General features: G+C 64.1%; 17 protein-coding genes. All 17 read left to right on the top strand.

The genetic code is table 11. The features are described from left to right. Window positions 1–36 precede the first annotated feature (36 nt). The 17 genes from rpoC (at window position 37) to rplN (ending at window position 14,833) form a co-directional block, all read left to right on the top strand. The gene (gene rpoC, locus IU514_RS17170) at window positions 37–4,266 is read left to right on the top strand and encodes a DNA-directed RNA polymerase subunit beta' (RefSeq protein WP_194932375.1); all 4,230 of its coding nucleotides are present in this window, start codon (window positions 37–39) and stop codon (window positions 4,264–4,266) included. Window positions 4,267–4,536: 270 nt separating this feature from the next. Further along, the gene (rpsL, locus tag IU514_RS17165) at window positions 4,537–4,911 is read left to right on the top strand and encodes a 30S ribosomal protein S12 (protein ID WP_194932374.1); all 375 of its coding nucleotides are present in this window, start codon (window positions 4,537–4,539) and stop codon (window positions 4,909–4,911) included. A 56-nt stretch (window positions 4,912–4,967) separates the two neighbouring features. Then, window positions 4,968–5,435, top strand: coding sequence for a 30S ribosomal protein S7 (rpsG, locus tag IU514_RS17160; RefSeq protein WP_194932373.1), 468 nt, complete (start codon window positions 4,968–4,970; stop codon window positions 5,433–5,435). A gap of 153 nt (window positions 5,436–5,588) precedes the next feature. Then, a complete protein-coding gene (gene fusA, locus IU514_RS17155; protein ID WP_194932372.1) occupies window positions 5,589–7,709 on the top strand; it encodes an elongation factor G in 2,121 nt (706 codons plus the stop codon). Between the two features lie 81 nt (window positions 7,710–7,790). After that, complete coding sequence (gene tuf / locus IU514_RS17150) at window positions 7,791–8,981, top strand: elongation factor Tu (protein WP_194932371.1); 1,191 nt, start codon at window positions 7,791–7,793, stop codon at window positions 8,979–8,981. A 478-nt stretch (window positions 8,982–9,459) separates the two neighbouring features. Then, complete coding sequence (gene rpsJ, locus IU514_RS17145; protein WP_014161383.1) at window positions 9,460–9,771, top strand: 30S ribosomal protein S10; 312 nt, start codon at window positions 9,460–9,462, stop codon at window positions 9,769–9,771. Between the two features lie 10 nt (window positions 9,772–9,781). Then, a complete protein-coding gene (gene rplC, locus IU514_RS17140; RefSeq protein ID WP_194932370.1) occupies window positions 9,782–10,435 on the top strand; it encodes a 50S ribosomal protein L3 in 654 nt (217 codons plus the stop codon). 12 nt (window positions 10,436–10,447) lie between these two features. Then, window positions 10,448–11,053: a 50S ribosomal protein L4 gene (gene rplD / locus IU514_RS17135; RefSeq protein WP_194932369.1), complete on the top strand. Its 606-nt coding sequence runs from the start codon at window positions 10,448–10,450 to the stop codon at window positions 11,051–11,053. Further along, entirely contained in the window at window positions 11,050–11,346 is a 297-nt protein-coding gene (rplW, locus tag IU514_RS17130) for a 50S ribosomal protein L23 (RefSeq protein WP_194932368.1), read from the top strand. The genes rplD and rplW overlap by 4 nt, the downstream gene beginning before the upstream one ends. Window positions 11,347–11,356: 10 nt before the next feature. Beyond that, on the top strand, window positions 11,357–12,184 hold the full coding sequence (gene rplB / locus IU514_RS17125; RefSeq protein ID WP_194932367.1) for a 50S ribosomal protein L2: 828 nt from the start codon (window positions 11,357–11,359) through the stop codon (window positions 12,182–12,184). A 6-nt stretch (window positions 12,185–12,190) separates the two neighbouring features. After that, entirely contained in the window at window positions 12,191–12,460 is a 270-nt protein-coding gene (gene rpsS, locus IU514_RS17120; protein WP_194932366.1) for a 30S ribosomal protein S19, read from the top strand. Window positions 12,461–12,470: 10 nt separating this feature from the next. Further along, window positions 12,471–12,806 (top strand): 50S ribosomal protein L22, encoded by a 336-nt coding sequence (gene rplV, locus IU514_RS17115; RefSeq protein ID WP_194932365.1) that lies wholly within the window; start codon window positions 12,471–12,473, stop codon window positions 12,804–12,806. A gap of 14 nt (window positions 12,807–12,820) precedes the next feature. Continuing rightward, a complete protein-coding gene (rpsC, locus tag IU514_RS17110; RefSeq protein ID WP_194932364.1) occupies window positions 12,821–13,564 on the top strand; it encodes a 30S ribosomal protein S3 in 744 nt (247 codons plus the stop codon). A gap of 6 nt (window positions 13,565–13,570) precedes the next feature. Continuing rightward, window positions 13,571–13,984, top strand: a complete 414-nt coding sequence (gene rplP / locus IU514_RS17105; protein ID WP_194932363.1) for a 50S ribosomal protein L16 — start codon at window positions 13,571–13,573, stop codon at window positions 13,982–13,984. Continuing rightward, window positions 13,984–14,169, top strand: coding sequence for a 50S ribosomal protein L29 (rpmC, locus tag IU514_RS17100; RefSeq protein ID WP_194932362.1), 186 nt, complete (start codon window positions 13,984–13,986; stop codon window positions 14,167–14,169). Before rplP ends, rpmC begins: the two co-directional genes overlap by 1 nt. Window positions 14,170–14,180: 11 nt before the next feature. Beyond that, window positions 14,181–14,450, top strand: coding sequence for a 30S ribosomal protein S17 (gene rpsQ, locus IU514_RS17095; protein WP_194932361.1), 270 nt, complete (start codon window positions 14,181–14,183; stop codon window positions 14,448–14,450). A 14-nt stretch (window positions 14,451–14,464) separates the two neighbouring features. Then, on the top strand, window positions 14,465–14,833 hold the full coding sequence (gene rplN, locus IU514_RS17090; protein WP_056136003.1) for a 50S ribosomal protein L14: 369 nt from the start codon (window positions 14,465–14,467) through the stop codon (window positions 14,831–14,833).

The following is a 14,833-nucleotide window of genomic DNA, read 5'->3' as shown; positions in this document are numbered from 1 at the left end:
ACAGCCCTCGACGAATTCCTCCGACTGGAGAACGAAATGAAAGACCTGCTTAACTTGTTCAACCAGCAGCGGCCGGCGATCGATTTCGACGCCATCAAGATCGCGCTGGCTTCGCCCGACCTGATCCGTTCGTGGTCCTACGGCGAAGTGAAGAAGCCGGAAACCATCAACTACCGCACCTTCAAGCCGGAGCGTGACGGCCTGTTCTGCGCCGCGATCTTCGGTCCGATCAAGGACTACGAGTGCCTGTGCGGCAAGTACAAGCGCATGAAGCACCGCGGCGTGGTCTGCGAGAAGTGCGGCACCGAGGTGACGCTGGCCAAGGTGCGCCGCGAGCGCATGGGCCACATCGACCTGGCCTCGCCGGTCGCGCACATCTGGTTCCTGAAGTCGCTGCCGTCGCGCATCGGCCTGATGCTCGACATGACGCTGCGCGACATCGAGCGCATCCTGTACTTCGAGGCCTATGTCGTCACCGAGCCGGGCCTGACCCCGCTCGAGCGCGGCATGCTGCTCACTGAAGAGCAGTTCCTGCAGGCGCGCCAGGAGCACGGCGACGACTTCGAGGCAGCGATGGGCGCCGAGGCGGTCTACGACCTGCTGCGCACCATCGACCTGCAGTCGGAGATGGTCACGCTGAAGGAAGAGATCGCCTCGACCAACAGCGAAACCAAGCTCAAGCGCCTCACCAAGCGCATCAAGCTGGTCGAAGCCTTCCTGGAATCCGGCAACCGCCCGGAGTGGATGGTCATGACCGTGCTGCCGGTGCTTCCGCCGGACCTGCGTCCGCTGGTGCCGCTGGACGGCGGCCGCTTCGCGACCTCCGACCTGAATGACCTGTACCGCCGCGTCATCAACCGCAACAACCGCCTGCGTCGCCTGCTGGAGCTCAACGCGCCCGACATCATCGTGCGCAACGAGAAGCGCATGCTGCAGGAGTCGGTCGACGCACTGATGGACAACGGCCGTCGCGGCCGCGCCATCACCGGCACCAACAAGCGCCCGCTCAAGTCGCTGGCCGACATGATCAAGGGCAAGCAGGGTCGCTTCCGCCAGAACCTGCTCGGCAAGCGCGTCGACTACTCGGGCCGTTCGGTCATCGTGGTCGGCCCGACGCTGCGCCTGCACGAGTGCGGCCTGCCGAAGAAGATGGCGCTCGAGCTGTTCAAGCCCTTCATCTTCGCCAAGCTGCAGCGCCGTGGCCTGGCCACCACCATCAAGGCCGCGAAGAAGCTGGTCGAGCGTGAAGAGGCGGAAGTCTGGGACATCCTCGAAGAGGTGATCCGCGAGCATCCGGTGCTGTTGAACCGCGCTCCGACGCTGCACCGCCTCGGCATCCAGGCGTTCGAGCCGGTGCTGATCGAAGGCAAGGCGATCCAGCTGCACCCGCTGGTCTGCACCGCGTTCAACGCGGACTTCGACGGTGACCAGATGGCCGTGCACGTGCCGCTCTCGCTGGAAGCCCAGCTGGAAGCGCGCGCGCTGATGATGGCGTCCAACAACATCCTGTCGCCGGCGAACGGCGAGCCGATCATCGTGCCGTCGCAGGACGTCGTGCTCGGCCTGTACTACATGACCCGCGCCCTGGAGAACAAGGCGGGCGAGGGCATGGCGTTCGCCAACGTGGCAGAGGTCAAGCGCGCCTACGACAACCGCGTCGTGCAGCTGCATGCCAAGTGCAAGGTGCGCATCACCGAAACCGTCAAGAATGAAGACGGCACCAGTGAGCAGAAGACCTCGATCGTCGACACGACCGTCGGTCGCGCCCTGCTGCGCGAGATCCTGCCGGAGGGCCTGCCGTTCGCGCTGGCCAACGTCGAGCTGACCAAGAAGAACATCAGCCGACTGATCAACTCCTGCTACCGCATGCTCGGCCTGAAGGACACGGTCGTGTTCGCCGACAAGCTGATGTACACCGGCTTCGCTTACGCGACCCGCGCCGGCGTTTCGATCGGCATCGACGACATGCTGATCCCGGTCGAAAAGAAGGGCATCCTCGACGAAGCCGAAGCCGAAGTGCTGGAGATCCAGGAGCAGTACCAGTCGGGCCTGGTGACCGCCGGTGAGCGCTACAACAAGGTCGTCGACATCTGGTCGCGCACCAACGAGCGCGTGGCCAAGGCGATGATGGACGCGATCGGCACCGACACCGTGACCAACGCCAAGGGCGAACGGGTCCCGCAGAAGTCGATGAACTCGATTTACATCATGGCCGACTCGGGCGCGCGTGGTTCGCAGGCGCAGATCCGCCAGCTCGCTGGTATGCGCGGCCTGATGGCCAAGCCGGACGGCTCGATCATCGAAACGCCGATCACGGCGAACTTCCGCGAAGGCCTGAACGTTCTCCAGTACTTCATCTCGACCCACGGCGCCCGTAAGGGTCTGGCCGATACCGCGTTGAAGACGGCGAACTCCGGTTACCTGACCCGTCGCCTCGTCGACGTGGCGCAGGACGTCGTGATCACCGTGACCGACTGCGGCACGCTCGAGGGTCTGATGATGACCCCGATCGTCGAAGGCGGCGACGTGGTCGAGCCGCTGCGCGACCGCGTGCTGGGCCGCATGGTGGCCGAGGACGTGTTCCTGCCGGGCAACGACGAGGAACCGATCGTCACCCGCAACACGCTGCTCGACGAAGGCTGGGTCGCCAAGCTCGAAGACGCCGGCGTGCAGTCGATCAAGGTGCGTTCGACCATCACCTGCGAAAGCGCCTTCGGCGTCTGCGCACATTGCTACGGCCGCGACCTGGGTCGTGGTCACCTGGTCAACCATGGCGAAGCGGTCGGCGTTGTCGCCGCGCAGTCGATCGGTGAGCCGGGTACGCAGCTGACGATGCGTACGTTCCACATCGGTGGTGCGGCTTCGCGTGCCGCCGCCATCGACAACGTGACGGTCAAGACCACCGGTACGATCAAGTTCAACAACCTCAAGCACGTCGACCACGCAGCCGGTCACCTGGTCGCGGTGTCGCGCTCGGGCGAACTGTCGGTGCTCGACGGCCACGGCCGTGAGCGCGAGCGCTACAAGCTGCCGTACGGTGCGACCGTCAGCGTCAAGGACGGCGCCGAGATCAAGGCTGGCCAGACCGTTGCCAACTGGGATCCGCATAACCACCCGATCGTGTCGGAAGTGGCTGGTTTCGTGCGCTTCATCGACTTCGTCGACGGCGTCACCGTCATCGAGAAGACCGACGAACTGACCGGCCTGGCCTCGCGCGAGATCACCGATCCGAAGCGTCGCGGTTCGCAGGGCAAGGATCTGCGTCCGATCGTCCGCATCGTCGACAAGAGCGGCAAGGACCTGACCATCCCGGGTACCGACCTGCCGGCGCAGTACCTGCTGCCGCCGCGCTCGATCGTGAACCTGCAGGACGGTTCGCCGGTGGGCGTGGGCGACGTCGTCGCCAAGATCCCGCAGGAAGCGTCGAAGACCCGCGACATCACCGGTGGTCTGCCGCGCGTGGCCGACCTGTTCGAAGCCCGCAAGCCGAAGGATCCGGCGGTGCTGGCCGAGCGTTCGGGCATCGTGTCGTTCGGTAAGGACACCAAGGGCAAGCAGCGCCTGATCATCAAGGACACCGACGGTAACGAGCACGAAGAGCTGATCCCGAAGTACCGCCAGATCATCGTGTTCGAAGGCGAACACGTGGAGAAGGGCGAAACCGTGGTGGACGGCGAGCCGAGCCCGCAGGACATCCTGCGCTTGCTGGGTGTCGAGCCGCTGGCCGTGTACCTGACCAAGGAAATCCAGGACGTCTACCGCCTGCAGGGTGTGAAGATCAACGACAAGCACATCGAGGTGATCGTTCGCCAGATGCTGCGCAAGGCCGAGATCACCGATGCTGGCGACAGCAAGTTCCTCAACGGTGAACAGGTCGAGCGTCAGCGCCTGGTCGAAGAGAATGCCCGCTTGCAGTCCAAGGGCGAGATTCTGGCCAAGGCCGACCCGGTCCTGCTGGGCATCACCAAGGCCTCGCTGGCGACCGAGTCGTTCATCTCGGCTGCTTCGTTCCAGGAGACCACCCGCGTGCTGACCGAGGCTGCCGTGCGCGGTACCCGCGATGGCCTGCGTGGCCTCAAGGAAAACGTGATCGTGGGTCGCCTGATCCCGGCCGGTACTGGCCTGGCGTACCACAAGCAGCGTCGCCGCAGCGCCTCGGGTCTGACCGAGTCCGAGCTAGAGACGCTGGCAGGCACGACCGCCCCGGTGGTCGAGGTGACGACGGAAGCCGCCGAGGCCGATGTCGACACTTCCAGCGCTTCCTGAGTTACAATTCGCAAGTTCGATGGCCTCCACGGAGGCCATCCAGATCACGAAATGAGGCGCATGGAGCGCCTCGTGTTCGGCCCAGGAAGGGCGGGATCGCAGATAGTCCGGACGGCTCAAAGTGGCCGCTTCGGACGCAAGGTTTAGTCCGCGTTGACCGCAAGGTCTGGCGCGGGCTATACTTTTTCGTCTCGGTAAGCTGGGGTTTCCCCGGCTTGCCGTTCGTTTTCACGCAAGGGTCATCCCGGCCCTTACATCAAAGAGCTCCAGATGGCGACGATCAATCAGTTGGTGCGCAAGCCGCGCAGCCCTGAAACCTACAAGAGCGCCTCGCCGGCGCTGGCGAACTGCCCGCAGCGTCGTGGCGTTTGCACCCGCGTGTACACCACCACCCCGAAGAAGCCGAACTCGGCTCTGCGCAAGGTGGCCAAGGTGCGCCTGACCAACGGTTACGAGGTCATCTCGTACATCGGTGGTGAAGGTCACAACCTGCAGGAGCACTCGGTTGTGCTGATCCGCGGCGGCCGCGTCAAGGACCTGCCGGGTGTGCGTTACCACACTGTGCGCGGTTCGCTCGACGCCGCTGGTGTCGCCAAGCGTCGCCAGGGTCGCTCCAAGTACGGCGCCAAGCGTCCGAAGAAATAATCCGGTCGGCCGGTCAACCGGTCGCCGTACAAGAATCACGAGAATAGGTACGCACCATGTCGCGTAAAGGCTCCACTCCGCAGCGTTCAGTTCTGCCCGATCCCAAGCACGGCAGCGAAACGATCGCGCGTTTCATCAATATGGTCATGCAGAGCGGCAAGAAGTCCGTCGCCGAGAAGATCGTCTACGGCGCGATGGACGTGATCGGGGAAAAGAACCCGAACGCCCTCGAGCTGGTCGAGAAGGCCCTGGGCAATGTGTCGCCGGCCGTCGAGGTCAAGTCGCGTCGCGTCGGCGGCGCCACGTACCAGGTCCCGGTCGAAGTCCGTTCGTCGCGCCGCATGGCGCTGGCGATGCGCTGGCTGATCGAATCCGCCCGCAAGCGCGGCGAAAACAGCATGCCGCGCAAGCTGGCGGCTGAACTGATCGATGCCTCGGAGAACCGTGGCGGCGCGATCAAGAAGCGCGAAGAAACCCACCGCATGGCGGAAGCGAACAAGGCGTTCGCCCACTACCGCTGGTGATCTGAGCGACCCGCGGGCGCCCGTTGAGGGTGTCCAGGGCCTCAGCAGCACGTCCGTGCTGCCGCGGCGGCGAGAAAGCCGCCATGCGAACCGGAGGCCGCCCCAGAGGCGGCGTCCGGCCATCTGGAATTTGAAAACATACGAGAGGGTCCCGTGGCTCGCACCACTCCCATCGAGCGTTACCGCAACTTCGGCATCATGGCCCACATCGATGCCGGCAAGACCACCACGTCGGAACGCATCCTGTTCTACACCGGCGTCAGCCACAAGATCGGCGAAGTGCACGAAGGTGCCGCGACGATGGACTGGATGGAGCAGGAGCAGGAGCGCGGTATCACCATCACGTCGGCCGCGACGACCGCGTTCTGGAAGGGCATGGACAAGTCCCTGCCTGAGCACCGCTTCAACATCATCGACACCCCTGGCCACGTCGACTTCACCATCGAAGTCGAGCGCTCGCTGCGCGTGCTCGACGGTGCGGTGTTCGTGCTGTGCGCCGTCGGTGGCGTGCAGCCGCAGTCCGAGACCGTGTGGCGCCAGGCCAACAAGTACTCGGTGCCGCGCATGGCGTTCGTCAACAAGATGGACCGCACCGGCGCCAACTTCGACAAGGTCGTTGAGCAGCTGAAGGCCCGCCTCGGCGCCTACGCCGTGCCGATGCAGGTGCCGATCGGCGCCGAAGACGGCTTCGAGGGCGTGGTCGACCTGCTCAAGATGAAGGCCATCCATTGGGATGTGGCTTCGCAGGGCACGCAGTTCGAGTACCGCGACATCCCGGCTGACCTCCAGGCCAAGGCCGAAGAGGCGCGCAGCTTCATGATTGAAGCCGCCGCCGAAGCGTCCGAAGCGCTGATGGACAAGTACCTCAACGAAGGCGAGCTGAACGAGGCCGAGATCATCGCCGGCCTGCGCGAGCGCACCCTGCGCGTTGAGATCGTGCCGGTGTTCTGCGGCTCGGCGTTCAAGAACAAGGGCGTGCAGGCCATGCTCGACGGCGTGATCAACCTGCTGCCGTCGCCGGCCGACCGTCCGCCGGTCCAGGGCATCGACGAGGACGAGAAGGAAGACACCCGCAAGGCGTCTGACACCGAGCCGTTCTCGGCACTGGCGTTCAAGATCATGACCGACCCGTTCGTCGGTTCGCTGACCTTCTTCCGCGTCTACTCGGGCGTGCTCAACTCCGGCGACCAGGTGTTCAACCCGGTCAAGTCGAAGAAGGAGCGCGTGGGCCGCATCCTGCAGATGCACGCCAACCAGCGTGACGAAATCAAGGAAGTCCGCGCCGGCGACATCGCGGCAGCCGTGGGCCTGAAGGACGTGACGACTGGCGACACGCTGTGCGCGCAGGATCACGTCATCACGCTCGAGCGCATGACCTTCCCGGAGCCCGTCATCTCGATGGCGGTCGAGCCGAAGACCAAGTCGGACCAGGAAAAGATGGGCATGGCCCTGGGCCGTCTGGCGCAGGAAGATCCCTCGTTCCGCGTGCGTACCGACGAAGAATCGGGCCAGACCATCATCGCCGGCATGGGCGAGCTGCACCTGGACATCATCGTCGACCGCATGCGCCGTGAGTTCAACGTCGAGGCGAACGTCGGCAAGCCGCAGGTCGCCTACCGCGAAACGATCCGCAAGTCGGACGTGAAGTCGGACTACAAGCACGCCAAGCAGTCGGGTGGTAAGGGTCAGTACGGTCACGTCGTGATCGAGCTGTCTCCGATGAACGAGGCCGACAAGGCCAACCCGGATGTCGAGAACGATTTCCTGTTCGTCAACGACATCACCGGCGGCGTGATTCCGAAGGAGTTCATCCCGGCGGTCGAGAAGGGCCTGCGCGAGACGATCACCAGCGGTCCGCTGGCCGGCTTCCCGGTCGTGGGCGTCAAGGTCAAGCTCGTGTTCGGCTCGTACCACGACGTCGACTCGTCGGAAATGGCGTTCAAGCTCGCCTCGTCGATGGCGTTCAAGGAAGGCTTCCGCAAAGCCGATCCGGTTCTCCTCGAGCCGATGATGAAGGTCGAAGTCGTGACGCCGGAAGAGTACGTCGGCGACGTCATGGGCGACCTGAGCCGTCGTCGCGGCCTGCTGCAGGGTCAGGACGACACGCCGTCGGGCAAGACCATCAATGCGATGGTTCCGCTGGGTGAAATGTTCGGTTACGCCACGACGATCCGTTCGCTGACCCAGGGTCGCGCGACGTTCACGATGGAGTTCGACCATTACGCCGAAGCCCCCAACAACATCGCCGACGCGGTGATGAAGAAGGGCGGTTAATGCAGGTCCCCGAGGCGCCGGCCCCCGCCGGCGCCTTGCTACAACAGTTCAACAAGTAACAACTTTTAAAGAGAGACAACCATGGCTAAGGGTAAGTTTGAGCGCACCAAGCCGCACGTGAACGTGGGCACGATCGGTCACGTCGACCACGGCAAGACCACGCTGACGGCAGCGCTGACGAAGGTGGGCGCCGAGCGTTTCGGTGGCGAGTTCAAGGCATACGACGCGATCGACGCGGCGCCGGAAGAGAAGGCGCGCGGCATCACGATCTCGACGGCACACGTCGAGTACGAGAGCCCGAACCGTCACTACGCGCACGTGGACTGCCCGGGCCACGCCGACTACGTGAAGAACATGATCACCGGTGCTGCCCAGATGGACGGCGCGATCCTGGTGTGCTCGGCCGCTGACGGCCCGATGCCGCAGACGCGCGAGCACATCCTGCTGTCGCGCCAGGTCGGCGTGCCGTACATCGTCGTGTTCCTGAACAAGGCCGACATGGTGGACGACGCCGAGCTGCTCGAGTTGGTCGAGATGGAAGTTCGCGAGCTGCTGAGCAAGTACGAGTTCCCGGGCGACGACACCCCGATCATCCACGGCTCGGCCCGTCTGGCGCTGGAAGGCGACCAGTCGGAGATCGGCGTGCCGGCGATCCTGAAGCTGGTTGAGGCGCTGGACACGTTCATCCCGCTGCCGGAGCGCGCGATCGACAAGCCGTTCCTGATGCCGGTGGAAGACGTGTTCTCGATCTCGGGCCGCGGCACCGTGGTGACCGGCCGTATCGAGCGCGGCATCATCAAGGTGGGCGACGAAATCGAAATCGTCGGCATCCGTCCGACGCAGAAGACGACCGTCACCGGCGTCGAGATGTTCCGCAAGCTGCTGGACCAGGGTCAGGCGGGCGACAACGCCGGTCTGCTGCTGCGCGGCACCAAGCGTGACGACGTCGAGCGTGGCCAGGTGCTGGCCAAGCCGGGTTCGATCACCCCGCACACCGAGTTCGAGGCCGAGGTGTACGTGCTGTCGAAGGACGAGGGCGGCCGTCACACCCCGTTCTTCAAGGGCTACCGCCCGCAGTTCTACTTCCGCACGACCGACATCACCGGCGCGGTGCAGCTGCCGGAAGGCGTCGAGATGGTCATGCCGGGCGACAACATCAAGATGGTCGTCCAGCTGATCAACCCGGTGGCGATGGACGAAGGCCTGCGTTTCGCGATCCGCGAAGGCGGCCGTACCGTCGGCGCCGGCGTGGTGGCCAAGATCATCAAGTAATGAACCGGCCCCTGCGCGCCAACGGCGCGCAGGGGTGTCAGTTCGCCATCCCCGCGAAGGCGGGGATCCGGCGCCTTCAGGGTGCCGGGCTTGCTGAACAGGTTTGGCCTTCCGGTTTCTACAGCCCGCTTGCGCCAGCTGTGGATATCCGATTAGAATGTCGGACTACCGCGGCACTTTGCATCTGCAGAGGGCCGTGACCAGCGAAATGAGATGCAGGACGCGTCTCGTATTCGCCAGACAGGGAAATGTCGCACGGCAGCGCTCCGTACGTTCCGGGCCCTCGGGCTTCCAAGGAACGCTAAACGGGGCCCTTCGTGCGTTCCACCTCCGTCTGGGCGGGCCGGGTAACCGGCCTGCCTTGTTTTTCAGGCAAGGATGCTCCGGAGCGAGGGTGTAGCTTCGGAGTTTTGGCGTTTTGTGGGGTTCGGCACACCCAGAGGCCGACCCGTCGCTCTTTTAACCAAGGAACACCGTCATGGCGGACCAGAAGATCCGAATCCGGCTCAAAGCGTACGATCATCGCCTGATCGACCGCTCGGCCAGCGAGATCGTTGAGACGGCCAAGCGGACCGGCGCGCAAGTGCGCGGCCCGATCCCGCTGCCGACCAAGATCGAGCGCTACACCATCCTCGTCTCCCCGCATGCCGACAAGGATGCGCGTGACCAGTACGAGACCCGCACGCACAAGCGCGTGCTCGACATCGTTGACCCCAACGACAAGACCGTGGACGCGCTGATGAAGCTCGAACTCGCGGCTGGCGTTGATGTCCAGATCAAGCTGACCTGAGGCTGCCACCATGACCGCGAAGAAGTATTCGTTGGGCATCGTCGGTCGCAAGGCCGGCATGAGCCGTTTCTTCACTGAGGACGGCAAGTCGGTTCCGGTGACCCTCATCGAGGCCACCCCGAACCGCATCACCCAGATCAAGACCTCGGAAACCGACGGCTACAGCGCCGTGCAGGTGACCGTGGGCGTGCGCCGCGCCGCGCTCGTCAACAAGCCGGAAGCCGGTCACCTCGCCAAGGCGAAGGTCGAAGCCGGTCGTGGCCTGTGGGAGCTGCGCGTGGAAGCCGACCAGATCGGCGGTTTCGAAGTGGGCGGCGAAATCAAGGCCGACATCTTCGAGGCCGGCCAGCTGGTCGACGTCCAGGGCGTGACGAAGGGTAAGGGCTTCCAGGGCACCATCAAGCGCTGGAACTTCACCATGGGTGACGCCACCCACGGTAACTCGCTGTCGCATCGTTCCCCGGGTTCGATCGGTCAGCGCCAGACGCCGGGTCGTGTGTTCCCGGGCAAGAAGATGGCCGGCCACATGGGCGCGGTTACCCAGAGCACGCAGCGCCTGGAAGTGGTCAAGGTCGACGCCGAGCGTGGCCTGATCGCGATCAAGGGTGCTGTGCCGGGTGCGCCGGGCGGCGACGTCATCGTGCGTCCCTCGAGCAAGGCATAAGGAGAGATGACGATGGAACTCGCCATCACCAATAGCAGCAAGACGCTGTCGGTCTCCGACGCGATCTTCGGCCGCGATTTCAGCGAAGACCTGGTCCACCAGGTAGTCGTTGCCTATCGCAACGCCGGTCGCGCCGGTACCAAGGCACAAAAGACCCGTTCGGAAGTCAACGGCACGACCAAGAAGTCGAAGAAGCAGAAGGGCGGCGGTGCGCGTCACGGCGCGCTGACGGCTCCGATCTTCGTCGGCGGCGGCGTGACCTTCGCGGCCAAGCCGCGCAGCTTCGCGCAGAAGGTCAACCGCAAGATGTACCGCGCCGCGATGGCCGCGATCCTGTCCGAGCTGAACCGCCAGGGCCGCATCATGGTTGTCGAGTCGTTCGACGTCGACGCGCCGAAGACCTCGAACCTGGTCGCCAAGCTCAAGGGCCTGGAAGTCGGCCAGCGTCCGCTGATCGTCACCGAAGATGCCACCGAGAACCTGTACCTCTCGGCGCGCAACCTGCCGTACGTCGAAGTGCGTGACGTCCAGGGCCTGGATCCGGTTGCCCTCGTCGGCGCCGACTCGGTCGTGGTCACCGCCGACGCGGTCAAGAAGATCGAGGAGTGGCTGGCATGAACGACGCCAAGCTCTACAGCATCATCCGTGCGCCGCGCGTGTCCGAGAAGACCGCTCGTCTGCAGGAAGTTTCCAACCAATACGTCTTCGAAGTCGCGACGGACGCTACCAAGGCCGACATCAAGGTCGCCGTGGAAAAGCTGTTCGACGTTAAGGTCGAGGCGGTGAATGTGGTCAACGTGAAGGGCAAGAACAAGGCCTTCCGTTTCCGCATGGGCCGTCGCGGTGACTGGCGCAAGGCGTACGTGAAGCTGGCCGAAGGCCAGTCGATCGACGTGATGGCCAAGGCCTGAGGAAAGACCCATGGCATTGATGACTTTCAAGCCCACCTCCGCCGGCCGCCGTAGCGCGGTGCGCGTGGTGACCCCGGGCCTGCACAAGGGTGCGCCGCACGCGGCGCTCGTCGAGAAGCAGGGCAAGACCGGTGGTCGTAACCACCACGGCCGCATTACCACCCGTCATGTCGGTGGTGGTCACAAGCAGCACTACCGCATCATCGACTTCAAGCGCGACAAGGAAGGCATTCCGGCGCGTGTCGAGCGCATCGAGTACGACCCGAACCGCACCGCCCACATCGCGCTGCTGTGCTACGTCGACGGTGAGCGCCGCTACATCATCGCCCCCAAGGGCCTGAAGAGCGGTGACCAGGTGATCGCGGGCCGCGACGCCCCGATCCGCGTCGGCAACACGCTGCCGCTGACCAACATCCCGGTCGGCTCGACGGTGCACTGCATCGAGATGAAGCCGGGCAAGGGTGCCCAGTTGGCCCGCGCCGCTGGCGCCGGCGTCCAGCTGATCGCTCGCGAGCAGGGCTACGCCACGCTGCGTCTTCGCTCCGGCGAAATGCGCAAGGTGCCGGCCGAGTGCCGCGCCACCATCGGCGAAGTCGGCAACGACGAGCACAACCTCGAGAAGCTGGGTAAGGCCGGTGCCAAGCGTTGGCGCGGCGTCCGCCCGACCGTTCGCGGTGCGGCCATGAACCCGGTCGACCATCCGCACGGCGGTGGTGAGGCCAAGGCTGGTCAGGGCAACCCGCATCCGGTCACCCCGTGGGGTGTTCCGACCAAGGGTTACAAGACCCGCAAGAACAAGCGCACCCAGCAGTTCATCGTGCGCGATCGCAGGAGCTAATCGGCCATGGCACGTTCACTGAAGAAAGGCCCGTTCATCGATCACCACCTGATCAAGAAGGTGGAGACCGCGGGCAACAACAAGAAGCCGATCAAGACCTGGTCGCGTCGCTCGATGGTGATGCCGGAGATGGTGGGTTTCACCATCGCCATCCACAACGGCAAGAACCACATCCCGGTGCTGGTCAACGAAAACATGGTTGGCCACAAGCTTGGCGAATTCGCCCTGACCCGTACGTTCAAGGGTCACGGCGGCGACAAGAAGTCGGGTAGGTAAGGAGATGACCATGGAAGCGAAAGCCATCCTGCGCACTGCGCGCATCTCCCCGCAGAAGGCCCGCCTGGTCGCCGACCAGGTGCGTGGTCTGTCCGCCGAGCGCGCCGTCAACCTCCTGAAGTTCTCGGACAAGAAGGCTGCTTCACTGATCCGCAAGGTCGTGGAGTCCGCCATCGCCAACGCCGAGAACAACCAGGGCGCTGACATCGACGATCTCAAGGTCAAGACCATCATGGTGGACGAGGGTCCCGCACTTAAGCGCTTCATGGCGCGTGCGAAGGGCCGCGGCACCCGCATCCTCAAGCGCACCAGCCACATCACTGTGGTTGTGGGCGCGGGCAAGTAAGGCGGAGTCAGACAATGGGTCATAAAGTTCATCCGACTGGCATCCGCCTGGGCATCGCCAAGGACTGGAATTCCAAGTGGTTTGCCAACAAGAAGCAGTACGCCGATTTCCTGGCAGCTGACTTGAAGGTCCGCGACATGCTTCGCAAGAAGCTGGCGCAGGCCGGTATCTCGAAGATCTTCATCGAGCGTCCGGCCAACAACGCCCGCGTCACGATCCATACCGCCCGTCCGGGCGTGGTGATCGGCAAGCGTGGCGAGGACATCGAGAAGCTGCGTAAGGAAGTCAGCCAGCTGATGGGCGTTCCGGCGCACATCAACGTGACCGAGGTCCGCAAGCCGGAACTCGACGCGCAGCTGGTCGCCGAGTCGATCGCTCAGCAGCTCGAGCGCCGCATCATGTTCCGCCGCGCCATGAAGCGTGCGGTCGGCAACGCGATGCGCCTCGGTGCCCTGGGCATCAAGGTCAATGTCGCCGGCCGTCTCAATGGCGCCGAGATCGCGCGTTCGGAGTGGTACCGCGAAGGTCGCGTGCCGCTGCACACGCTGCGTGCCGACATCGACTACGGCTTCGCTGAAGCCAAGACGACCTACGGCATCATCGGCATCAAGGTGTGGGTCTACAAGGGCGAGGTCTTCGACTTCTCCCAGGTCGGCCAGGAAAAGCAGGACGACTCGCCGCGTAGCGATCGCGGTGACCGTGGTGACCGCGGTGATCGCAGCGACCGTCCGGGCCGTGGCGCCCGCGAACAGAGGTAATCGACCATGTTGCAACCCAAGCGAACCAAGTACCGCAAGGTACACAAGGGCCGCAATGAGGGCCTGAGCTGGAACGGCAATGCCGTCAGCTTCGGCGAGTACGGCCTTAAGGCAACGGCGCACGGTCAGCTGACCGCTCGCCAGATCGAGGCAGCTCGCCGCTCCATCAGCCGCTATGTGAAGCGCGGCGGCAAGATGTGGATCCGCGTGTTCCCCGACAAGCCGATCACCAAGAAGCCGATCGAAGTCCGAATGGGCTCCGGTAAGGGCAACGTCGAGTACTGGGTGGCCCAGATCCAGCCCGGCCGGATGATCTACGAGATCGAAGGCGTGGGTGAGGACGTGGCGCGTGAAGCGTTCCGTCTGGCGGCCGCCAAGCTCTCGGTCACCACCACTTTCGTTACCCGGACGGTGCGCTAATGGAACTCAAGCAGCTGCGCGAGAAGTCGGCTGACGAGCTGAAGGCCCACCTGGTCGAACTGCACAAGGAGAGCTTCGCTCTCCGCATGCAGAAGGCCACCGGCCAGCTTGCCAAGACCCACGAGGCCCGTCGTGTGCGCCGCGAGATCGCTCGCGTCAACACGCTCATCGGCCAGAAGAAGTAAGGATCCGAACCATGACCGACAACAATACAGAGAAGGCGTTGCGCACGGTTGAAGGCCGGGTCGTCAGCAACAAGATGGACAAGACCGTCACCGTCCTCATCGAGCGCCAGGTCAAGCACGCGCTGTACGGCAAGTACCTGCGCCGCTCGACCAAGCTCCACGCCCACGACGCCGATAACGCCTGCAAGGAAGGCGATATCGTGCGCGTGAAGGAGATCGCGCCCATGTCCAAGACCAAGAACTGGAGCGTGGTTGAGATCGTCAGCCGCGCGGCGGAATAAGAGGAGAGCTAACCATGATCCAGATGCAAAGCTACCTCGACGTGGCCGACAATTCCGGTGCCAAAGAAGTGATGTGCATCAAGGTGCTGGGCGGCTCTAAGCGCCGCTACGCCGGCATCGGCGACATCATCAAGGTCACCGTGAAGGACGCGATCCCGCGTGGCAAGGTCAAGAAGGGCGACGTCTACGACGCCGTCGTGGTGCGTACCCGCAAGGGTGTGCGCCGTCCGGACGGTTCGCTGATCCGCTTCGATGGCAATGCCGCCGTGCTCCTGAACAACAAGCAGGAACCGATCGGTACCCGCATCTTCGGGCCTGTTACCCGCGAGCTGCGTACCGAGAAGTTCATGAAGATCGTCTCGCTCGCTCCTGAAGTGCTCTGA

The sequence above is a fragment of the Lysobacter niastensis genome (assembly GCF_015453285.1).
GTDB classification, from domain to species: domain Bacteria; phylum Pseudomonadota; class Gammaproteobacteria; order Xanthomonadales; family Xanthomonadaceae; genus Lysobacter_J; species Lysobacter_J niastensis.
This window is presented reverse-complemented; position numbering and strand designations above follow the sequence as displayed.